Annotated in this window: 20 protein-coding genes and 3 tRNA genes; 12 read left to right on the top strand and 11 right to left on the bottom strand. The window is 38.5% G+C overall.

Annotation, left to right across the window (positions count from 1 at the left end):
- Window positions 1-13: 13 nt before the first annotated feature.
- Window positions 14-1,492, bottom strand: a complete 1,479-nt coding sequence (gene rng / locus DNK85_RS00180) for a ribonuclease G (protein WP_268876813.1) — start codon at window positions 1,490-1,492, stop codon at window positions 14-16.
- Between the two features lie 265 nt (window positions 1,493-1,757).
- On the opposite strand from rng, the gene DNK85_RS00175 reads away from it, so the two are divergent.
- Window positions 1,758-2,699: an IS1595 family transposase gene (locus DNK85_RS00175; protein ID WP_119327568.1), complete on the top strand. Its 942-nt coding sequence runs from the start codon at window positions 1,758-1,760 to the stop codon at window positions 2,697-2,699.
- A 173-nt stretch (window positions 2,700-2,872) separates the two neighbouring features.
- On the opposite strand, the gene DNK85_RS00170 is transcribed toward DNK85_RS00175, so the two are convergent.
- From DNK85_RS00170 to aroK, 5 genes are all read right to left on the bottom strand, one after another.
- Window positions 2,873-3,631, bottom strand: a complete 759-nt coding sequence (locus tag DNK85_RS00170; RefSeq protein ID WP_119327567.1) for a class I SAM-dependent methyltransferase — start codon at window positions 3,629-3,631, stop codon at window positions 2,873-2,875.
- Between the two features lie 114 nt (window positions 3,632-3,745).
- Window positions 3,746-4,741 carry a RelA/SpoT domain-containing protein gene (locus tag DNK85_RS00165; RefSeq protein ID WP_119327566.1) on the bottom strand — a complete coding sequence of 332 codons (996 nt, stop codon included), beginning with the start codon at window positions 4,739-4,741 and terminating at the stop codon, window positions 3,746-3,748.
- Window positions 4,742-5,015: 274 nt separating this feature from the next.
- Window positions 5,016-5,102 (bottom strand) — tRNA-Leu (locus DNK85_RS00160).
- Between the two features lie 197 nt (window positions 5,103-5,299).
- Complete coding sequence (gene aroB / locus DNK85_RS00155) at window positions 5,300-6,388, bottom strand: 3-dehydroquinate synthase (protein ID WP_119327565.1); 1,089 nt, start codon at window positions 6,386-6,388, stop codon at window positions 5,300-5,302.
- A complete protein-coding gene (gene aroK, locus DNK85_RS00150; RefSeq protein ID WP_119327564.1) occupies window positions 6,385-6,909 on the bottom strand; it encodes a shikimate kinase AroK in 525 nt (174 codons plus the stop codon). Before aroK ends, aroB begins: the two co-directional genes overlap by 4 nt.
- A 241-nt stretch (window positions 6,910-7,150) precedes the next feature.
- Here aroK and DNK85_RS00145 point away from each other — a divergent pair, with 241 nt between their 5' ends.
- Window positions 7,151-7,639 carry a DUF2062 domain-containing protein gene (locus DNK85_RS00145; RefSeq protein WP_119327563.1) on the top strand — a complete coding sequence of 163 codons (489 nt, stop codon included), beginning with the start codon at window positions 7,151-7,153 and terminating at the stop codon, window positions 7,637-7,639.
- Window positions 7,640-7,865: 226 nt separating this feature from the next.
- Window positions 7,866-9,239 carry an O-antigen ligase family protein gene (locus DNK85_RS00140; protein WP_119327562.1) on the top strand — a complete coding sequence of 458 codons (1,374 nt, stop codon included), beginning with the start codon at window positions 7,866-7,868 and terminating at the stop codon, window positions 9,237-9,239.
- 7 nt (window positions 9,240-9,246) lie between these two features.
- Here the strand turns inward: DNK85_RS00140 and DNK85_RS11845 are convergent, their stop codons facing one another.
- From DNK85_RS11845 to DNK85_RS00115, 5 genes are all read right to left on the bottom strand, one after another.
- The gene (locus DNK85_RS11845) at window positions 9,247-9,690 is read right to left on the bottom strand and encodes a pilin (protein ID WP_328587278.1); all 444 of its coding nucleotides are present in this window, start codon (window positions 9,688-9,690) and stop codon (window positions 9,247-9,249) included.
- A gap of 218 nt (window positions 9,691-9,908) precedes the next feature.
- On the bottom strand, window positions 9,909-10,775 hold the full coding sequence (locus tag DNK85_RS00130; RefSeq protein WP_119327561.1) for a 1-aminocyclopropane-1-carboxylate deaminase: 867 nt from the start codon (window positions 10,773-10,775) through the stop codon (window positions 9,909-9,911).
- Window positions 10,776-10,826: 51 nt separating this feature from the next.
- Window positions 10,827-11,006, bottom strand: a complete 180-nt coding sequence (locus DNK85_RS00125) for a rubredoxin (RefSeq protein ID WP_119327587.1) — start codon at window positions 11,004-11,006, stop codon at window positions 10,827-10,829.
- A gap of 75 nt (window positions 11,007-11,081) precedes the next feature.
- The gene (locus DNK85_RS00120) at window positions 11,082-11,996 is read right to left on the bottom strand and encodes an acyltransferase (protein ID WP_162896431.1); all 915 of its coding nucleotides are present in this window, start codon (window positions 11,994-11,996) and stop codon (window positions 11,082-11,084) included.
- A 290-nt stretch (window positions 11,997-12,286) separates the two neighbouring features.
- On the bottom strand, window positions 12,287-14,392 hold the full coding sequence (locus DNK85_RS00115; protein ID WP_162896430.1) for a DNA internalization-related competence protein ComEC/Rec2: 2,106 nt from the start codon (window positions 14,390-14,392) through the stop codon (window positions 12,287-12,289).
- Window positions 14,393-14,640: 248 nt separating this feature from the next.
- Between DNK85_RS00115 and DNK85_RS00110 the strand changes: the two genes are divergently transcribed.
- The 9 genes from DNK85_RS00110 to DNK85_RS00070 all read left to right on the top strand — a co-directional run bounded on the left by DNK85_RS00110 (window position 14,641) and on the right by DNK85_RS00070 (window position 23,280).
- Window positions 14,641-15,804 (top strand): saccharopine dehydrogenase family protein, encoded by a 1,164-nt coding sequence (locus tag DNK85_RS00110; RefSeq protein ID WP_235842331.1) that lies wholly within the window; start codon window positions 14,641-14,643, stop codon window positions 15,802-15,804.
- Between the two features lie 152 nt (window positions 15,805-15,956).
- Window positions 15,957-17,447 (top strand): L-piperidine-6-carboxylate dehydrogenase, encoded by a 1,491-nt coding sequence (gene amaB / locus DNK85_RS00105; protein ID WP_162896429.1) that lies wholly within the window; start codon window positions 15,957-15,959, stop codon window positions 17,445-17,447.
- 10 nt (window positions 17,448-17,457) lie between these two features.
- Window positions 17,458-18,261 (top strand): DUF1338 domain-containing protein, encoded by an 804-nt coding sequence (locus DNK85_RS00100; RefSeq protein ID WP_119327556.1) that lies wholly within the window; start codon window positions 17,458-17,460, stop codon window positions 18,259-18,261.
- Window positions 18,262-18,273: 12 nt separating this feature from the next.
- A complete protein-coding gene (locus DNK85_RS00095) occupies window positions 18,274-19,551 on the top strand; it encodes an aspartate aminotransferase family protein (RefSeq protein WP_162896428.1) in 1,278 nt (425 codons plus the stop codon).
- A gap of 138 nt (window positions 19,552-19,689) precedes the next feature.
- Window positions 19,690-19,766 (top strand) — tRNA-Arg (locus tag DNK85_RS00090).
- 7 nt (window positions 19,767-19,773) lie between these two features.
- Window positions 19,774-19,848, top strand: a tRNA-Gly gene (locus DNK85_RS00085).
- A gap of 140 nt (window positions 19,849-19,988) precedes the next feature.
- Window positions 19,989-21,692, top strand: coding sequence for a TolC family protein (locus DNK85_RS00080; protein ID WP_162896427.1), 1,704 nt, complete (start codon window positions 19,989-19,991; stop codon window positions 21,690-21,692).
- A 79-nt stretch (window positions 21,693-21,771) separates the two neighbouring features.
- Window positions 21,772-22,944, top strand: coding sequence for a D-alanyl-D-alanine carboxypeptidase family protein (locus DNK85_RS00075; protein WP_119327553.1), 1,173 nt, complete (start codon window positions 21,772-21,774; stop codon window positions 22,942-22,944).
- Window positions 22,945-23,007: 63 nt separating this feature from the next.
- Window positions 23,008-23,280, top strand: a complete 273-nt coding sequence (locus tag DNK85_RS00070; RefSeq protein ID WP_119327552.1) for a DUF6812 domain-containing protein — start codon at window positions 23,008-23,010, stop codon at window positions 23,278-23,280.
- Window positions 23,281-23,293: the final 13 nt, after the last annotated feature.

Raw genomic sequence — 23,293 nt, 5'->3', positions numbered from 1 at the left:
ATTGAATCCATAACTACATTAGCACGATATCATACATTTCTTGAGCATAGCTTAATTCTGGCTGAAGTTTAATAGGTTTGCCAATAATAATCTCCAACTCACCAAGACCAAATGATTCATCATTTTGCAAAGCATCAATTACTGATTTTGAGGCAACAATTAAAAAGCCATTACTTTGATAAGCATGTGCTTCACGATTAATCTCACGAAAAATTTCATAACAAATCGTTTGTACTGATTTAATACGCCCTTTTCCTTGGCACATTGGACAGGGTTCACACAAAAATTGTGCTAAGCTTTCCTGTGTACGCTTACGTGTCATCTCAACCAATCCAAGTTCTGACAAGGGTGAAAATGTTGTACGCGCATAGTCAAGCTCTAGCGCCTTATCAAGCGCTTCTAAGACTTGTGTTTTATGCTCCTCTTCTGACATATCAATAAAATCAACTATAATGATGCCACCAAGATTTCTTAATCTTAACTGCCTAGCAAGAACACGTACCGCTTCTAAATTGGTTTTAAAGATCGTCTCTTCAAGATTAACCATGCCAACATACCCCCCGGTATTGACATCGATAGTCGTCATTGCCTCTGTTTGATCAATAACAATATGTCCACCTGATTTTAATGCTACCTTACGCTCTAATGCGCGTGATAACTCCTCTTCCACACCATACATATCAAAAATTGGCGTGTTTGAACTGTATAACTCCAGTTTATCACGTACACCTGGCACAAATTTATCACTAAAACGACACAACTCACTATACATATCAATATTATCAATGCGAATACGCTCGACCTTATCATTGGCAAAGTCTCTTAATGCACGCATAACAAGACTTAGATCCTGATAAACGACACCTGGTTTTGTCACAGTACTGGCTGAATCAAGCACATCCTGCCATAGGTTTTGTAAGAAATTAATATCTTTTCTTAGCTCTTCAGATGACAGACCTTCTGCAACCGTGCGAATGATAAACCCGCGTGGATACTCCGAACCAATGGCTTCTTTCATGACCTGCTGTAAACGATCGCGCTCTTCTTCGGATTCAATACGCAAAGAAATGCCAATATGATCCAAATCTGGCATATGCACTAAATAACGCGAAGCCAACGATAAATGCGCACTTAAGCGCGCGCCCTTGCTGCCTAATGGATCTTTCAGCACCTGGACAAGAATGCTTTGCCCTTCTCTAAGCCAATGACGCACATCGGCTTCTTTACTGTTTAAATCAATTCCAGCACTTTCATCTGAAGCAATCGGCATGACATCAGAGACATGCAAAAACCCAGAGCGCTCAAGACCTATATCAACAAACGCTGCCTGCATTCCAGGCAACACGCGTGTAATTTTCCCCTTATAAATATTGCCAACTATACCACGTTGGTTTTCACGCTCTATATGTACTTCCTGCAATACGCCATTTTCAATTACAGCAACCCGCTTCTCATGTGCTGCTATATTCATTAAAATTTCTGCTTTCACCATAACAGCCGCCACCAAAATCAAAATAATTTACGCCTCACAGTTTACTGGATTTAACCCCATGCAGCAGTAGTTTTTACGGTGTTTTTGAAAGTTTCGAATTGAATCAAATAAAAGTGAGCGAAATAAAAGTTGTATTATGCAAAAAATGATTCATTAAATCATAATATACCCATCGTAAATCATTTCCTGATTACCCATAACTCACAGCTAAACCAGAGGAAGCTGCTATACTGATTAATGACTAGATAACATAGGAGATACAGCGATGAAAAATAAAATTCAATTCCAGAGTGGTTATAGCTTATCCGACTTATTTCATGATTATGGTACCGAGTCTCAATGCGAACAAGCATTGTTTAACTGGAAATGGCCGTCAGGATATATATGCCCACAGTGCGGCAATAAAAGCCACTGTCATTTAAAGTGTAGAAAGATATATCAATGTAATAACTGCCATCATCAAACAAGTTTGATTAGTGGCACGATTTTTTCAAATACAAACCTTCCTTTAACCAAATGGTTCTTGGCTATTTACCTGATTGTATACGCAAAGTCAGGCATTTCTGCATTGGCACTTAAACGTGAAATAGGCGTCTCCTATAATACTGCTTGGAGTATGAAGCATAAAATTCAACAGGTAATGAAAGAGCGAGAAGATGACAAGCATTTATCCGGCATTATTCAGCTAGACGATGCTTATTATGGTGGTCAACGTCATGGGACAGGGAGAGGTCGAGGCACCTCAGAGAAAACCCCGTTTGTAGCGGCAGGTTCAACTCATGATGATGCGGTAATTGCCATGTCATTAGCTGTTGTTAAAGGCTTTCGGTCAAGCGAAATTTCTAAATGGGCGAAGAAGAAATTAACGCCTGGTAGTATGGTGATTTCTGATGGATTATCCTGTTTTCCTGCGGTGCAAGAAGCTGGATGTAGTCATAAGGTCATTGTCACAGGCAGCGGCTATCGTAGTATGCAGAAAACAGAATTTACATGGATTAACACGATGCTTGGGAATATAAAAAGTGCAATAACAGGCACCTATCATTCTGTTAGTAGAAATCATTTACCAAGGTACTTTGCTGAGTTCTGTTATCGTTTTAATAGGCGTTTTGACTTAAAGGAAATGATCCCACGCTTTATGTACATTGCTTTAAGGACACCACCCATGCCTTACCGATTACTCAAAATGGCTGAGGGTTGTGGGTAATCAGGAATCATTTTGCAGTGCTTAATGCTGAAGAAGTTTTTGATGATTTTGAGTGATTCAAGTGCAGATAATAGCTAGGACTATTAACAAAATTCAATCACGCAAAAGTGCTAACAATTCAATAGCAGAAACAGTGTAAAATGGTTTGTGATCGGTATAGAAGTTACTAACGTTTAACAAATAAAGGCAACCATGCGTAAACGTACATAGTCAGCAAACCACTGACCATCTTGGTATTGTGTGCTTTGCGCCAAAGACTCGACATCGCTTAAATAAGACGGGTGCTTATCACTTGGAATCTGATTAAGCACATCATTACGAAACATCTTCACCCAATTGCGTAAGCCATCACTTGTCTGTAATAAAGTAGGACGATCAAAATGGATCGCAAAAGTCACGCGAAAGCCATTATTCTCAAGCAATGTAGCATATTCGGCAATCGATGGATAAAAGTTAAAGGCACTGAATTTTGTTACGCCATAAGATTGAGCTGCTGTTTCAATCGCAGTGAGGATGTTATTAACATTGCCTTTACCACCCATTTCAAAAACAAAACGCCCATTTGGTTTTAGTACTGTTTTCACATTTTTAATCACTGCATCGGCATTGTGCATCCAATGAAGGGCTGCATTAGAGAATACCGCGTCAAAACTTTCTTTAGCAAATGGAAATGCAATTTCTGCATTATGCTGGATAAATTCAATGTGTGGGTAATCTTTTTTTGCCTGCTCAACCATCGAATGTGCAAAATCAATCCCATAAACCTGATGACTTCTTTTTGCAATTTCAGCACTTAACTCACCACTCCCACAACCTAAGTCTAATATAACTTCATTCTGCTGAGGAGCAAGTAATTCAACCACTTCATAACCATAATTTGTGACAAAATTATGTTGTGTTGTATAGCGCTTAACATCCCATTGTGTCGTCATTATTTCACCCTAATTCATCTTATGAAGGTTTATTATTACGAATAAAGTAAAAACCGTCAAAAAAGACAAGCAAACATTCCTATTACCTATATAAAGTTAATTCAACCACCTTTGCTATTTTATGGCCTGCTTAACTAATCTAATAAATTTATGACTATCTGCAAAGTAATTTGGATAAGCTTTTTTAAGCTCTTTAAGAGGTTGCGCATTAATTAAAACAATATCTGTGTTTCTATCATTATTAAATTGTTTTTCAAGAGCTAAATAGGTTTCAACAGCTCTTTGGTAACCACTCTTTGTGAAAGGTTGAATTTTAATTTCTTTATCTTGCAAGATAAGTAAATAATACTCTCCAATACTTGGTGCTTTTTTGTCTATAAATTGTGTTTTTACCCTATATTTTGATAATGTAGCTAGTGCATTTAATTCATTATCAAGTTTAATTATCTGGTTAATATTATCACTACCAAACAGTCCCGTAGAAGGAAACTGCTCCATCTTGGCAAACTCATCGGACACTCGCGCAAAAAACTCTAACCACTTTTGACTGCCCTTGCTTGCTTTTAACATCTCTCGATTAAAAAGTCCTACAATTTCTACAGCGGTTGCCCAAGCATGCTGTATTTTCGTTCTTAATTGAACCTCTACAGTCAAGCCCTTATATTTAGCATTTTCCTCCTTTGTTGGGTTATATTTATAGCTTAAATGCAAGCTTCTATAGCCCGACTCCTTTGGCTTGTCATAATAATTCTTTACCTCTATCATTGCTTTTTTTGTAAGCTTCTTAGCAAGAGCCAATACTTGTTCTTTGGTTGCTAAAACACATCGACAACCACCAATGTCTTGCATTCTACTTAATTGCATTTTTGGATAACGCTGTAACTTTGCAATAATTGAAGGAGTCCGCTTAAGCCTTTGGCTTAAAATCGCTCCTTTATCCAAAACCTTTGCCTTATGCTTTAGCAATTTATAAGCAGCACTTAATGGTTGAGCATGCATTGCTCTCCAATTAGAAAGTGCCTGTAAAGTTTCATCTGTAATATAATTTATAAGTATTTTTCCTGCCTTATCAGCCTGACTTTTTGATATTGTCTGTTCGTCTGTAACCATCACATCCTAACTTTACCGATAATATGAAAATCTTTACACTATTATGACAGCAAATAAAAAATAGTCTAACAACATAATACGCTAATAGCATTACCTTAAGCAGGATCAATTACCATTCATACTAGCTTTGCATATAGCTTCTTGACAACCGCCAACAATCCAAAGGGCTTTTATTGCAAATAGGAATGTAGGCTTCGACTAACGCTCAGCCAACGCTTTTACAGTAAAACTCTACAGAAATAAAATCATAACTATTCTAATTCTTAAAAAACTTTGGTACCAGAGGCCGGACTCGAACCGGCACAGTGTTGCCACCGGTGGATTTTGAATCCACTGCGTCTACCAATTTCGCCACTCTGGCACACAAACTTGTGTGAATCTTGTATTGGAAACTCTTGCATCACAAGAACAGGTGCTATTCTAGCTAAAGGTCTTGTGATGTCAAATACTATTTAAGGTTTTTATAATATAATTTATGATCCAATGCAAAGCCAGTATGAATGGTAATTGATCCTGCTTAAAGCAATACCATTGACGCATAGTTAAAAGATTAAAAAATTATTCAAAATAGCGTGACAGAAAGACCGATAATTCATGCTCTGATACTGATTTATCGACTTTTGCCTGACCAATGTCATCTAACAAAATAAGCGTAATTCCTGCCGTAGTATTTTTCTTATCGCGTAACATCGCCGCAATAAACTGATCTTTCGAAAGTCCTTTCGGTAAGCTTGTTGGTAATGAGCAAACTTCAAGTAAAGCAATGATTCGCCTTACAATCATTTCATCAATAAAACCTAAAGTTTTTGATAATTCAGCGGCCATTACCATACCAATTGCAACTGCCTCGCCGTGCTTTAATCCTTGATAATTCTGGCAACATTCAATTGCATGCCCAAAAGTGTGCCCCAAGTTTAAAAGTGCGCGCACACCGGTTTTTTCTTCTTCATCAAGACTGACCACATGTGCTTTAAGCGCACAGCTTTTGCCAATTGCATAGGTCAGAGTATCTGGATCATACGCTGTTAGCAATCGAGCATTCCGCTCGAGCCAGACAAAGAAATCAGCATCAACAATACAACCATATTTGATGACTTCAGCCATGCCTGCGGCAAATTCGCGCTTAGGTAAAGTCGCTAAAAATTTCGTTGACGTCATCACCAATTGCGGCTGAAAAAAAGCGCCTATCATATTCTTACCCAAGGGGTGATTAATCGCAGTTTTTCCGCCAACAGAGGAGTCAACTTGCGATAACAAAGTCGTTGGAACCTGGATGATACTAGTACCTCGTTGATAAGTCGCAGCGGCAAAGCCCGCAATATCACCAATAACGCCGCCACCTAAGGCAATAAGTACACAGTTACGCGTATAATTACGCTCAAGCAAGTGTTGATAAATACTATTTAAAGAATCACTATTTTTGTAGGCTTCTCCATCTTCTAACACACAATGTGCATATTTAATACATTCACCTTTAACTGCTTTATCTAACTCAGATAAGTACAGCTTGGCAATTGTCGTATTAGTGACAACTAATACTTCTTTATTTCTGATATAAGGTATAAGTGTCGTAAAATCAATGACAGTTGAAATAATAACAGGGTAACTTGGCTTACCCTTAGGGGATACCAGAACCTCGATAATCACACCGCCTCTTCCATTAATAGATTTGTGATTTTTTGTACCACATTACGTACTGTGGTCTCACTGGTTTCAATCGTAATATCTGCAATTTCCTGATATAACGGCTCACGTTCTGCCATGAGCTTCTTTAATTGCGCTTCTTTGTCATCAACTTGTAATAATGGGCGCTTTTTATCTTTGGCTGTGCGCTCTAATTGCTGCTCTATCGATGCTTGCAAGTACACTACTTTGCCACGCGATGACAATAATGTTCTGTTTTCAGGTAAAATAATTGCACCACCACCAGTGGCTAAAACAATACCCTGACGATTGGCTAAGTCGCTTAGTACTTCCTGCTCTCTTTTTCTAAAACCATCCTCGCCTTCAATATCAAAAATCCAGTCAATATCAACGCCACAACGCTGCTCAATCTCACGGTCTGAATCAACGAAATCCAGCTTAAGCTCACTTGCCAATTGACGACCTATCGTACTCTTGCCAGCACCTACTGGCCCAATCAAGAAAACATTTTGAGTAATAATCATTTTTCTCTACATTACGTTAATATGTTTAACACATAGACCCACAACACGATCACAACTTTTGCATGACCCACTTCAAAAAACCAAAACAAAATACACAAAAAAGTCCTTTTAAGCAAGATTTTTTGCACTAAAGGCATCTTGACATACCTGATAGATTTTTTATTTTTCTGCCAATGTTCAACAGCTTTTTGAATGGCTTTTTGCTATGATTTCCAAAGATGATTAACATTGGAAAAATATCGTGAAGCGTAAATGGCTGCCCAGCAAAGAGGAATTGAAAGCGCATAAATGGCTACGCTTTTTACACAAGCATATGCATCATAATTTCTTATGGCAATTTGATAAAAACAGTGTTAGCAAAGCCTGTGTTATTGGCGGCTTTATGTGCATGATGCCAATGCCATTTCAAATGGTGCCCGCGGCGATCTTGGCACTTTTTCTACGCGCAAATTTAATTATTGCTGTAGCTCTAGTGTGGATCAGCAACCCCATTACCATGCTGCCGATGATGTATGGTGCGTATTTATTTGGTTGCTTTATTCTAAACAAAACACCTCTTTTTCATGAAGATAATTTTGCTTGGCATCAGATGATTACACATATCCACAGTATTTTTACACCACTGATTATAGGCTGTGTGATTATCGGTTTAATCTTAGGGGTTATACTGGCAAGTATCAGCTGGCTTGGTTTTACATTGTTTAAACCCAAAAATAATAAACATAATTAAAGTAACCGTACCCTGAGCGTAAGTCGAAGGGTATATACTTAGGTAATGGATTAGGAATAAGTTGAGTTTTAATCACCCCTCACCCGTACAGCTCAAGCTGTACGAGCAATCCCACAAGGGGAGAGGTACTAACTCATCATTATTAGAAACCTTAGCTTACAAAGGCGTCGACTTACGCTTATAAAATAGGTAAAAACAAGTAGGACATAAGACAGGGAATCGCAATATGCTAAACAAAAAACTTATTTCATCTAATAATACCGAGCACTTTATCTATGGCGTGATGCTTATCGGACTCATTCTGGTGTTTTGGAGTCCGATTGGCATGATGAAAATCTCGATGACAAATACCGTGATGTTATATGTCTGGCGCGGGCTTACCGCTCTTTTTTGTTGGATTGTAATTTTAGCTTTATTTACCGCCAGTCGTGATGCACGAAATGGCATTTTATCCACATTTCATGCACTTTCAATCTGGGTTAAAAGTCTTATTGTGCTGTTTTTTTGCATTGGCATTATCTCGGCAAGCTTAGCCTTTCATCCAGCAACCGCCTTTAAAGGTGTATCTATTGATATGACACTTCTTTTAAGCATATTGTTTTTGGCAAATTACTTTCAGCGTTTCCCAGAGAATATTCGCTGGCTTATTGCCATTGTCATCATTTGCGCCATTAGTTATACACTTGTCCTTATACTCAATGTTTTGCTCGCTCATTTTTATTTTCCACCCAAAATTGTACAATTTAACTTTCCTGAGTTTTTTCTGCGTCAATTTAACTTCGCCAATCCACGCTTTTTTGATCACTTTGCCAGTTGGTTTTTGCCCATTTTGTGTTTGCCTTTATTAAGCCACAGTTATAGTCGCCTATTTAAGCTATTAGGTCTTATCGCCATGGCATCCCTTTGGTTTGTTGTTATCGCACATAGCTCACGCGCCTTAATACTTGAATATATTGTTATCACTGTTGTTCTTGGCATTTTAAACTATAAAATACTAATACGTTTTCTTGGTTGGCAAATCTTTGCTTTCATTATTGGTGCGATTGTATTTTATCTTATCCATCAAGTTGTAGGTGGTAGTTACTTATTGGAACGCAATTTCCTTGCCAATCAAGATCGTTGGAGTTTATGGGCAAAATCTTTAGCATTAGCCGCACATCATCCACTACTTGGTGTTGGTGAGTTAAATGCGCTGTATTATCTTAAAGACTATCCACATAACATTATCCTAACCATTGCTTGCCAGTGGGGTATTATCGGTCTTGCGTGCTTTTTACTGGTTGGTTTACGTGCGTTTCGCCGCGCCTGCGAGTATATGCAAAAACGCAAACAATCCGCTTTATATTTTGTTGCCTTTGCTAGTGTCCTCGCTGGCATGACGCATGCGCTGGTGAGTAATATCTTTAAACTGCAATTAAGCCAGTTTAGTCTAATCTTTGCCATGGGGTTATTGTTATCTTTTATGCCGCAGACTACAGAGAATAATCAAGAAGATAGAAGTAGTACGCAAAAAAAATGCCATCTATTATTGATAGCATTTATAGTTATTCTCTGTAGCAACTTATTAGTTACTCCATTTTTTACTACAGTAACATTTTAACGCATTATTAGAACTCAGCACAAACATCTGCAACAGTTGCACTACTTATAGTAGTTGCACAAGTCCAGGTTACACCATTTGATGCTGAAACAGGAGTCAAGGTAACAGTCGTGTTATTAAGGTTAGCACCAACGTCTCCATCAAAAGTATAGACGATAGCACCGGTACTAGAGGTTACTGCGACAGTCCCGTACTCTCCAGTTTTAGCTCCACCTGCCACATCAAATGTTGCAGGCAAAGTCCCACCATTCGTATTAATTTGTTCAGCAACAAATACCTTATCCGAACCTAGGAAAGAATACGCTTCAGATAGTCTTGCCCGTTCGGTATAACTGGTATACATCGGAATCGCAATCGCGGTTAAAATGGCAATAATCGCAATTACAATTAGTAATTCAATTAATGAGAAACCTTTTTGTTTTCTCATTTTTTTAATTTGTTTAATGTCCATTGCTATTCTCCTCTTTTGTTTTTACTTCCTTTAAATTCTAAATTTCGTTTGGGTTGGGGCACAATAAGCGCGTGAGCTTTTTGTATTAGAAAGCTAGTTCACAGTTTGTTTTTATGCAAGCAAATTATTCCGAAAACGGCGTTTTTTGAGGGTTAATTTAGCAAAAAGCGAAATCAGCTAGCCCAGTGTGCGAAATACACCACAAACTTCAGTAGTAATTACTCAATAACAGACAGTGATTTCGCACCCAAACGATAATAACGCTTAAGCATACTGATATTGCCACTGGCACCACCACAATGCAGGTAAATAATCGGTTTAGGTAAAGCATCATAATGCTCAAACATCACCTGCCAAGTTAATGGATCATACAACAAATCAAATTCAATATTGGTTTGCTTTTTGAGTTTATAATACATTGCCAAATATTCAGGATAGCAATGCCCGAAATAATATTTTTTTAGTGGTGATATTATCTTTGGCAATCGCCACTTTCCTTGAGAAAATGCAACCATCTGCTTATATAAATATGCTTTATCGCCAACGCAAGGTACAGTATAAACTTGATAGATTTTATCCACATGCTGCTGCAAATACAAAGCGCTGATTCCCGTGCCTGAAGCGATCACAACGCTTGCTTGAGTTATGTTATGTTGTTTGAGATATGCATTGATTTCCTGCGCACACAATTTCATCCCCTCTTCAGCGCGCGCATCCGCACCACCTTGGGCTAAAATCAATATCCCTGCATCTTCCTTGTAGTGACTTTTAATATTTGCCAAACTCAACTCTTGATCAAGAAAACAGCTCTGCATTCCAAGTGCTAAAGCCTCTTTATAATTACCATGCGGCGTATTTTTCAGCGTCTTAGATAATGGTTTCAACCAATAATCAAATGCCAATTTATTCAGAGAACAAAATTGCGCTAATGCCAACATATAGTTAGATTGCGCACCACCATATGATGCGACCTTTTTTATGTGTGGATTATGTTTAATATGCTCTATAAGCCAATAGAGCTTATATGCTTTATTACCAGAAAAAATCGGATGGATTAAATCATCACGTTTAATAATAAATGGCAAACCATCAACAGTAACCGACTGAAAAGTTGGCTTGTTAAAATAAATAATTGTTTAAATCTCCATCATCTCAAAGTCTTCTTTACCCACTCCGCAATCAGGACACTCAAAATCATCAGGAACATCTTCCCACTTGGTTCCTGGGTGAATACCATCTTCTGGCCAGCCTTCTGCCTCATCATAAATCCAACCACACACCACACACATATATCTTTTATATTCTAATTCTGACATCTCTTGACTCTTTGGCTTACTTATTAACATTCTGGCACCTTTTACAGTGGATTCGTCCAAATTATGGCGCACATCTTACTGTTTTGTCTGGTTAATGTTAAGTGATTTATCTTCTAATATTTTACTAATTGTGGCATCGTTTTGCTGCCATAGCGTATTAATCCATGCTTGAAAACCCATCTTTGCTGTATCATCTTGATAATAATTTTGATAGGGAATAGCTTGCGGCTTAATTAATTCAATATGGATATGCACTTTATTAATAGCACCACATAAGAAATCCCAAAAACTTGGAGTACACTCAGGGTACACGATAGTGACGTTTAAAACCCCTTTGATTTTATCTCCTAAAACATCTAAAGCAAGTGCAACACCTCCGGCTTTTGGTTGCAATAAATGCTTAAACTTCTTCCCCTCTTTAGCGTGCTTTTGCGGTGTGAAACGTGTCCCCTCAACAAAATTCACGACAGATACATGGCGACTTTTAAAGCGTTGACAGGCTCGCCTTGTTTCAAGCAAGTCTTGACCTTTCTTCTTAGGGTGTTTTTTAAGATAGTGTTTCGAATAACGTTTCATTAAGGGGAAATCCAATGCCCAACAGGCAATGCCGATGATCGGCACATAGATAAGCTCTTTTTTCATAAAAAACTTTGCAAAGGGAATTTTATTTAAAAATACTTGCTGCAGCACGACAATATCAAGCCAACTCTGATGATTGCTTAAAATTAAATATGAACGACACATACTAAAGTCTTGATAACCACTGACAATATATTGAGTTGGCAAAAGGCACAAGCTGACTTTATTATTTATTGTCATCCACGCAGTTGCCAGAAACATTAACATTTTCCCCATGGTGTTTTGCCATGCTATTTGTGGGATTAGCTTCAGTAATGACAATACAATCACCGGCACCCCAAAGAAAATTGTATTGAGGATCAATAGCAGCAATAGCATCACCCCAACTGCAATATGCCATATCCTTTTCACGTTTGCTCTCCAATTTGTTTTTATTTTAGTTGTGTTAACTACGTCTAAATCTTCACCCATTTATACTATTACCGTATGCGCAGGCTAAGCATAAGTCGAGGTCCTTAGTTACTTATAAGGTTCCGCACTTTTTCTATTTCAACACCGCGGCCTCGCAAGCTCGGCACCCCGCTTACAAGTACGCATGGCCTAAGCGTAAGTCGAAGCCCTTGCTTGCTTACCAAACGCATCCTTTAACTGTGCTAGGGTACGATAGATGGCTTTAAGTAAATATTTCATTATTATCTTTTTTAGTCTTCTTCAGCTTTATTTGTTTCTATCTCAAGCTCGCCATTATCTTTAAATATAGCTGTGATTGCACCATTTTGTGCGGTATTTAATATTTTTATACCTGCAGCTTGATAGTCTTGAACCACCTTGCTATGCGGATGCTTAAAGCCTTCATGTTTGCCACTACTAAAGATCACATACTGTGGATTGACAGCTTCAATAAATGCTTTAGATGATGAGCTTGAGCTGCCATGGTGCGGTGCAAGCAAAATTGTTGAGGGAAGCAGTAATCGATTATTCTTAATCAAATGACGTTCAGCTGTTTTGTAAATATCGCCAGTTAATAGAACTGATTGGTTATTGAAACTTACCTTTAACACACAAGAACCATTATTTCCTTTAAGATGATTTGCGGTAAGAAATTGAAATTTTATGGCATGAACCTGCCACTGTAAACCCTCTTGACAAATGTCTACATTTACTTTGGCAATTTTCTCGTTGCTAAATATTCTTGCTACTGTAAAGGCATTTAGCACATGATTGAATCCACCACTATGATCTTTGTCTTTATGACTGATAATAAGCGTATCAATATGATGAACGCCTTGGTGTTTAAGATAGGGAATAAGTGTATGTTCAGCCACAACAAATTTCTTGCCATTTCCACCTGCCGTATCATACACAACTACCGTTTCTGGTGTTTGAATAGCAACAGATAAGCCTTGGCCAACATCCAGCACTGTCATTTTAAAAGCCACACCTGATGGCAGATACTCTTTTTGAAAAATGGGGATAAACATCACAATACTTAAAAGACGCAAATACCACGGCAATGGGAATAGTAATAAAGTCAATCCAATCACAGCACTTATAACCGCCAACATCGAAATACTATGCCAATAAAAAAACAACATATCAACGGGTAAGAGCGTAAGCCATAGAACCAAAAGCTCAATCAAATAGGCGCTAATAAACCAAAAATCAACACCAAAAAATGACAATACAAGATTAATAAACAAACTTGGCACAACTAAAAAGCTCACCCAAGGAATCGCTATCAGATTAGCGATAACACCCACCATACTAAAACCTTGGAACCAAAAAATAGTCAACGGGATCAACAAAATCATTAATAACAATTGTATCAAGAAATAGCGTTTAAATTTAGCCAATGATAATAAACTGCGATTAATGACAATCAGAAAGAAAACTGCCATAAACGACAGCCAAAACCCCGGCTCAAATAAGGACAATGGCTGCCACAAAACAATAATAACACCTGCTAAGAATAATAAATAAAAGCTATTGACTTTGCGATTAATAAAAAGCCCTACCGAAAAAACAAGTACCATGATAAAAGCGCGTTGTGTAGGAATGGCAAAACCAGCTAAAAGACTGTACCCAAAGGCACTAACAACAGCGGCAATTAACGCTGCTTTTTGTGCAGGCAACGCTTGGCATAGACGCACAGAACAAGACCACAAAATACGTAATAGACAAAAGGCAAATAGTGCAATCATACCAATGTGAAGACCTGAGATAGCGATCAAATGAGAAGTCCCAGTTTGCTGGAAGAGGCGCTTATCTTCGGGAGTTAATTCATTTTTATTGCCAATCAAAAGCGCACTTGCTAATGCTCTTGATTGTGTATCTTTAATGGTTTTTTGCAATATGCGTTCAATTTTATATCGCAAGCGTTCAACAAAATAGCGGTAATCTATTCCACGAAACTGCGCTTTTTCATCTGTTTTAACATAGCCTACTGCTTTGACACGCTGGCGCTTAAGCCAATTGGCATAATTAAAAACACCAGGGTTGCTAAAGCCTTTTGCTGTTTGCAGCTTTACATGTAAACGCCAGCGCGAACCTGGGGTTAACTGCCATGGTCTTAAGTTTTTATTTGGATACAAACTCAAACGGATTAAGCCATCCTTTGTCGCAAACAAAAACTTACTAACAGCTTTATCTCGATCCACCAAACTAGCAACCACACCCTCAATCCTGATTGTCTTATTCAACTGATTTTCAGGATATTTCTGAGCATAGGAATAAAACACCCAAACACCATGCATCATGACAATAAGCAATAACATAATCATTAGAGTATAAGTCACACGTCTAGACATAAAAAAGTTCAAATAACAAACACTGTTCTTAGCATAGTGAAGATAAAGCATTTTTACGAAAAAAGTGCTGTTAAATTTTGCTGGATTTTTATTGCAACAATACTGTCAATATGTAAAATATCTTCATATTTTAGGTATCATTAATACCTATTTTAGCGAAATCGACGTTCTTGAGCGAAATTTATTAACCAGAAAATCAATATAGCTTACTTTTAATCATTAAGGTAAGCACAGTAAAACGGAGGATAATGATGATCAATGTACTGATATTTGGTAGTGGCAGAGTTGGACTTTTAACCGGTGCAATGCTTGCATCAAGTGGCGACTATCACGTGCATATTGCTGACATTCAAGCCGATAGAAAGCCTCTACAGCTTGGCAAACATATGCACCATTTAACGCACTGCATATTAGATATTACGAAAAAAGACAATGTTAAAGCCTATATCAAACAACATAATATTACGGCTCTAGCTGCTGCTTTGCCATACTTTTTAACCAAGAAAGTCGCGGAAATGGCGAAAGCATGTGACACCCATTATTTTGATCTAACCGAAGATGTAGAGACGACTAAGTATGTTGAGTCTCTTGCACAAAACAGCAACAAGGTCTTTGCCCCTCAATGTGGTCTAGCACCCGGATTCATCAGTGTTGTGACTAATGATCTTGTTAAACTTTTTGATGAAGTAGAAACGGTCAAAATGCGCGTAGGAGCCCTACCTGTTAATATCAGCCATCCATTGCAATATGCACTGACTTGGTCAACAGAAGGGTTAATCAATGAGTATGTGAAACCATGTGAGGCCATTGAAGACTTCAAAAATGTCACGATTGAACCTCTGGCTGATCTTGAAACCATCAAAGTTGACGGGTTAACTTATGAGGCATTTAATACTTCAGGCGGTATTGGCTCATTAAAAGATACCTACAAGGGCAAAGTACGCAACATCAATTACAAAAGCATACGTTACCCAGGACATTGTGAAAAATTACGCTTTTTAATAAACGATCTTAAACTCAAAGACAAACAAGAACTATTATGTGAAATCTTTAATAATGCCATTCCACGCGTTGAAGATGATGTTGTGCTCGTGTATGTCTCTGTTGAAGGCACAATTAATGGTGTGTACAGTGAACGCCATTTTGCCAAGAAATATCATTCACAAGAAGCCTTTGGACAAAAATGGAGTGCTTTGCAATTAACAACGGCATGCGGTTTATGTGTTACGATTGATCTTGCGTTAAAACAAGCGCATTTTAAAACCGGCTTTGCCAAACAAGAGGATATTAGCCTAACACAGATGATGGATAATCGCTTTGGACACTATTATCGTTATAACTTTTTAGATCATTGCGCTGATAACCCAAAGCCCGAACTTGGTGCCAATCCAAGTAAAAGAGAATATATCTAAATAATGAGTTAAGAATAAGTTAAGTATTAATTACCCTCACCCGTGCAGCAAAAGCTGCACGAGCGATCCCACAAAGGGAGAGGCACTAGCTTGATACATCATTACTAAATGACCTAAATTAAATAAATGGAGAATATAATACAATGACTTGCATGATAAGCTACACAGAGCAACTAACACAATATGCAGCTAAACATAACACCGGTGAATATATCGAAAGCTTTAACCCAGCAAATAATGAACTCTTAGCCAAAGTTCCAAGCTTAGGTGTTCCACATCTTCAGCAAACGATTACCGAAGCACAACAAGCTTTTATAAAATGGCGTAAGATTCCAGCGCCACAACGCGCTGAATTAGTGCGTTTAATCGGTGAGGAATTAAGAAAGCATAAAGACCAATTAGGTAGCCTGGTATCACTTGAAATGGGTAAATCCAAGCAAGAAGGTGATGGCGAAGTTCAAGAGATGATCGATATGGCTGATTTTGCTGTTGGTCAAGCGCGCATGCTTTATGGTAAATCAATGCATTCAGAGCGCCCAGATCACCGCATGTTTGAGCAGTGGCATCCACTTGGTGTTGTCGGTGTCATCTCAGCATATAACTTCCCTGTTGCTGTCTGGTCATGGAATGCCTTTATTGCAGCAATCTGTGGTAATACGGTTGTTTGGAACCCTTCACCAAAAACCCCACTTTGCGCATTAGCAATTCAAGAGATTTGTGATCGCGTCACTAAAGCACATAACTTCCCGAATGTTTTTACATCTGTGGTTTCAAAGAGTGTTGATGTCTCTAAAGCACTCGTTGCCGATGAGCGCGTAGCACTTTTATCTTTCACCGGCTCCACTGCCGTGGGACGCGACGTTGGCGCACGCGTTGCCAAGCGTTTTGGTAAATCATTGCTTGAATTAGGTGGTAATAATGCCGCGATTATTGACGAATCTGCTGATTTAAAATTGGCAATCCCTGCTGTTGTCTTTGGTGCTGTTGGAACTGCCGGACAACGCTGCACTTCATTGCGTCGTTTATTAGTACACAAAAACATCTATCAAGATGTTGTTAAGCGTCTGCAAAATGCATATAAACAAATCACTGTCGGTGATCCACTAGATACCAAGAACCTTATGGGACCTTTGATCGATCAGAATCTTGTAGGTATTTATCAAAAAGCAGTTGCTCGCGCTAAAGAGTTAGGTGGTAATGTTCTTTTCGGTGGCAATGTGATTAACAAACCAGGCAACTATGTTGAGCCTACATTAATCGAAGCCAAACCTGATTGGGATATTGTGAATCAAGAAAACTTCTGCCCTATCTTATTTGTGATGCCATTTGATAATATTGAGCACGCAATTGAGATCAACAACCAAGTTGACCACGGCTTATCATCGGCCATTTTCACCCAGCGCATAGATCATTCTGAAAAGTTTTTGTCCTATGCAGGTAGTGATTGTGGGATTGCTAATGTTAATATTGGTACATCAGGCGCTGAAATAGGAGGTGCCTTTGGTGGCGAGAAGCATACAGGTGGTGGGCGTGAAGCTGGCTCTGATGCTTGGAAAGCATATATGCGTCGCCAAACCGTTACCATGAATTGGAGCAAAGATTTGCCACTTGCACAAGGCATTAAATTTTCGCTTGGAGAGTAGGAGAACAACTATGTCACATATCATCATTTTAGAGGATTTATGGCAACAGTACGTTGACACTAATCCGCATGTGCAAAAAATCTATGATCTTTTTTGTGATCATAATGCACAAGTTATTAATGATCACATCGCACTACGCACGATTAATGATCCTCGTATTAATCTTCAAGTTTTGGCAAAACCTTTTATTGCCGAAGGCTATTTTGAAAATGGGGACTACCACTTTACAGAGAAAAAACTTTTTGCCAAGCATTATGAATATAAAGACGCGACACAACCTAAAATTTTTATCAGCCAACTGCTTCTTGAGAAATTAAGCTCCTTTGCACAAAAGACGATTAAATCATGTATTGATCAAATTCCTCAAACACTACTTGATCATCCTGAGAAATTACTCTTATCTGGCAACTCTTGGGGCAAACCAAGTCATAAGATTTACCAAACATTATTAAGTGAATCCGAATATGCAGCATGGTTTTATGTCTTTGGCTTTAGAGCAAATCACTTTACTGTTTTTATCAATGCATTAGATCAGTTTAATGAAGTACATGAAGTGAATACTTTCCTTAAAAAGCACGGTTTTGATTTAAATAATTCAGGAGGTGAAATCAAAGGCACGCCACGCGACTTACTGGAACAATCCAGTACTAAATCAGGCATGATTAAGGTCGACTTTAGCGAAGGCACAAAGGAGATTCCATGCTGTTATTATGAATTTGCTAAACGCTATCCTGATCACACCGGCAAGCTTTATCAAGGATTTGTTGCTGCTTCTGCGGACAAGATCTTTGAAAGCACCAACGTCAATGCATAATCGAGGGGTATGATGAATAACGAATCATTATGGCAACTACGCGAAAGTGCAGTGCCTCAAGCCCTTGGCAATAACACGAAGCTTTGTGTTAAAAAGGCACAAGGTGCAACATTAACCGATGTTAATGATAAAACCTATATTGATTTTGCCGCAGGTATAGGGGCTATGAATATTGGGCATAATCACCCTAAGGTTGTTGAAGCTATTACTAAACAAGCACATGAGTTTATTCAACCCTGCTTTCATGTAATGATCCATATGCCTTATTTAGAACTTGCACAAGCGTTAAACACGCTAACACCTGGCAGCTTTGAGAAGCAGACAATGCTTTGCAATAGTGGTGCTGAAGCCGTTGAGAATGCAATCAAAATTGCGCGCTTTGCCACAAAACGCCAAGCAGTGCTTTGCTTTGATGGTGCTTTTCATGGGCGCACATTTATGAGCATGTCACTGACTGCTAAAGTTAAACCTTACAAACATGGTTTTGGTACGCTTTTTAATAATATTTATCGCCTACCATACCCTGATATGCAGTGCGACCTTGATGTCTTTAAATCATCCTTGAATGATTTAGTGGCTAATCAAGTTGCTTTAGAGGATATTGCTGCAATCATCATTGAGCCTGAGCTTGGCGAAGGTGGATTTATCCCTGCGAGCATTGAAGCAATGCAATATTTGCGTCACCTATGCAGTGAGCATGGCATTGTCATGATTGCTGATGAAGTTCAAAGTGGTTTTTGTCGCACGGGTAAGCTCTTTGGCATAGAGCATTATCATTGTGCTCCAGATATTTTGGTGATGGGCAAATCACTGGCTGCTGGTTTACCCTTAAGTGCACTAACCATTAGAAAAACACTTCTTACGGATATGCCCAGAGCTTCCTTGGGTGGAACTAACTCAGGCAGCCCCATTGCATGTGCTGCCGCACTTGCCTCTTTAGAGATATTTAAAGAAGAAGCACTTGCTGATAAAGCGACGCAACTGGGTCAAGTATTATGTGCGTTTTTCAATGAACATAAAAAATCTTGCGACTTTATTGGTGATATCAGAGGGCTTGGTGCAATGATTGGTGTTGAGTTTATCAATCACAACAATCAACCTAACCCAAAAGCACTCAAGCATTTTATTGATCGATCCTTAAATCATGGGCTAATTTTACTAAGTGCAGGCAGTCATAAGCATGTCTTACGCTTATTAAGTCCCTTGAATATCAGCGATCATGAACTAACTCAAGCGCTTAACATTATGACCAAAGTATTCAATGAGCTGCGTTTAGTGACCCAAGTATAAGCAGCACTGATCAGCAATAAAACAGCCTTTAATTTCAGAGCGAAATATTTTTAACTTATCCTTATTTTGACGTTGACAGGTGTGCTGCAAAGCACTATCATGCACCTCGTTTTCACGAAACAGTTGAAAAATCAATACGCACCCGTAGCTCAGCTGGATAGAGTACCTGGCTACGAACCAGGCGGTCGGAGGTTCGAATCCTTCCGGGTGCGCCATATTCACGCGGGAATAGCTCAGTGGTAGAGCACAACCTTGCCAAGGTTGGGGTCGCGAGTTCGAACCTCGTTTCCCGCTCCAATAGCTGATAGATAAGTATATAACACATAACTAAATCTAATTTTATTCGCCAAATATTTGCTTTTTAAAAATTATCAACTAGCTTTCTATTTAAGCAAAACTTATACCCCCGCATTCGACATCAATGAATGGAGAGCATTATGAATAATCAAACTAAAAACAAACTAACTCGACCAGTAAAGCTACTACCTGTGATATTTGGCGCACTGATTATGGCTGGCTGTAGCATCACCCCAAAAGCAGTTGATCATGAAACGCAACTTAACAACACATATAAAGGATTACATGAAGCGCTTAAGTCACAACAGCCAATCAATCATCGAATTACCCTATCAGAAGCAATTGCGCGTACACTAAAATACAATCTTGATCATAAGGTACAGCAAGCGCAGCTCATGCTTGAATCAGGTAATTTAAAGGCTGCTTATATGGAAATGTTACCGGCTCTTAATGCTGGTGTTGACTACAGTTTTCGAAATAATGACTTGATTCAGAACTTAGTTAACTCAAATGGTCAGGTAGTTTCAGGCGAACAGAGTTTCACGCCACGTGAGGTTATTAACCAGTCTTATGGTTTACAATGGAGCTTATTAGATCTTGGATTAAGCTATACCAGAGCACAACAACAAGCAAATCGTGTGATGATTGCCGAGGAAGAGCGTCGCAAGATCACTCAACAACTCATCCAAGAAGTTGTTTCTGCCTATTGGAAAGCATGGACAGCACAAACAATGATTAGCGAAGTTACTCATTTTAAAGAAAAAGCAGAGTTAGCACTCAAACGTTCAAAAGAAGCTGCAAGCAAAAAAGCCAATACACCGCAAATAGAGCTTGATTATCAACAGGTATTGATCAAAGCTATTCGAAAAATCAATCAATTAAATGCGCAAATTGCTGATGCAAAAGCAAATCTAGCACGTTTAATGAATGCTTCTCCTGACAGCAAATTTGAGCTAACCAATCCTGGTACAGATCTTGCAGAGCTACCAAATATTAATCCACAATTTGAGAAAATGGACACCTTAGCACTGATTTATCGCCCTGAACTACGTCAAGCTTCCTATCAAGCAGAGATTGCTAAAAAAGGCATTCAGGCTGCGATTATTAACATGCTACCAGGTGTTGATTTCACCTTTGGTTATAATGCCACTAATAATGAATTTATGAGAAACCAATATTGGTGGGGTGGCAATATCGGGGCATCACTTAACCTTATTCAAACCGTATTAACAGGACCATATGCTATAAGTCTTGCCAACCAAACACATAGTTTTGAACAGTTAAAACAAATTGCCACAACGATTACAGTATTAACACAAGTACGTATTGCATACACTAATTACCTACTATGGCAAGAAGATGCACATTATGCAGTACAAGAGGCCAAAGTTTCAATGTCACTCTTTGAACATGCTGAAAAGCTTGAAAAAGCCAATCAAGGTAATGAGCAAATCACCATTCGTCGTGGAATAGAAGCGATTTCTGCACAGTTTGACAAAGACGTAACCTTAGCGCGTGCGCATGAAGCATTATCTAAACTGTATCAATCTATTGGCTTAGATATTATGCCAGCAGAAGCACGTAACATGCCTTTAGCTGAGCTTGAGAAAAAAGTATCCTCTGTGCTAAAAGCACAAAGCCAGGGTGAGTTTAACAGTGAAATCAATAAAGCATATGCTGATATCAAACCAACCTTAGATAAAATCAAAGCAAACATGCTAGCACAAGAGAAGATACAAGCAGAAAAAGCAGCCAAAACGTCTCAAACGTCAAATAGTAAAGATAACAAGGCCTCTACTAAAAAAGTAAACTCCTCACCCACAAAAACAACTAAACCAAAATAAGCTCTCGCTATAACTGCTTGAAATAGCTAAAGCGCATTGCTATCTTTTGAGCATTGTTACGAATAATGGAAATATATGTATGCAGTTAACGCACTTTAAGAAGATATTTTTAGGTACCTTTCTTGCCACGTTGGTTCTTGTTAATACGCCGTCACTTTCAGTGGCTAATACACTAGGCAGTCCGCCTGTTGTTATTATTAAACCACACCCTATTCAACTCAATGCTGTCAGCTGGTTGTTAATGGATTTTGAAACCGGTGACATCATTGCTGGTCACAATATACATCAAAGGCATGCACCAGCGAGTCTTACCAAAATAATGGCCGCTTATATTATTGCAGGCGAGCTTAAACAAGGAACACTTAAGTTAGATCAGCAGATTAAGATAAGCGAAAATGCAGCAAAAACACCCGGCTCTAAAATGTTTATCAATCAAGGTTCTCGTGTTAGTGTCGATGATTTATTAAAGGGGATGATTATCCAATCAGGTAATGATGCTACCGTTGCTTTGGCTGAGTTTATTGCAGGCTCTGACAGCAACTTCGTTAATCTTATGAATAAAACTGCTAAAGCACTTGGTATGAAGGATACTAACTTTGCCACGGTTGATGGATTACCCGGAGATAATCAATATACAACCGCTTATGATATGGCGATTCTAGCACGCAGCTTTATTGAACATTATCCAGAAGTTTATAAGCTCTACTCTGAAAAGACCTTTACATACAATGGTATTATTCAACATAATCGCAATAAATTACTGCGTACTTTTGAGGGAGCCGATGGTATCAAAACAGGTTATACCGAAAAGGCAGGTTATAACCTTGTTGCCTCTGCCAAGCAAAATGATCAACGATATATTAGTATCATTCTAGGCGCCCCTAGTACCTATGTACGTGAACAAGAATCCGAGAAGCTACTAAATTTTGGCTTTAGTAAATTTGTTGATCAAGTGCTTTATCACAAAGGTACGGTAATTCCATTGGATGATACACCTATTATCGATGCCCCTAAAGATGCCAAACTTGTAGTGATTGGAAAAAATAGTATTACCAAAACGATTCCTAAATCCTTTATTAATCACTTAAGTCAGAAAATTGTGCTACTGCCTGGGCTTAAAGCACCAATCACCAAAGGACAGAAAGTTGGCATGCTTGTCATTAGCGCTGGTGAATATCAAGTTACTGAAATTCCAATGTATGCCAATAATACGATTGAACGTGCTGGATTTTTTAGCCGCTGGTTTGGCTAGACTCGCTTTTTTGTCACAATATTCTATACTCTAGTTACTTCAAGTTGAATCAAGGATGAAACAATGCCCTTTTACTATAATGCTGCAGATTCTAAAAATAGCGCGCGCGACTTCATAGCTGTAACAATTTATACTAACAAGTACATTGTTAAAGGCGAAATATCTGTCCGAGTTGGCGTACGTTTAACTGATCATATCAATAGTGAAACCAGTGGCAAGTTTATTGCACTACGCAATGTTAAGATTCATATGGACATTAATGCACAAGCAATCAGCGAATGTGCCTTTATGAACATTAATCTTGATAATATTCTTTTTGTGCACCCTGATCCGTAATGAATAGTTTTGT

Source organism: Cysteiniphilum halobium, assembly GCF_003574425.1.
Classification (GTDB): Bacteria; Pseudomonadota; Gammaproteobacteria; order Francisellales; family Francisellaceae; genus Caedibacter; species Caedibacter halobius.
Note: the sequence above shows the minus strand (reverse complement) of the source record. Positions and strands in the feature narration are given on the sequence as shown.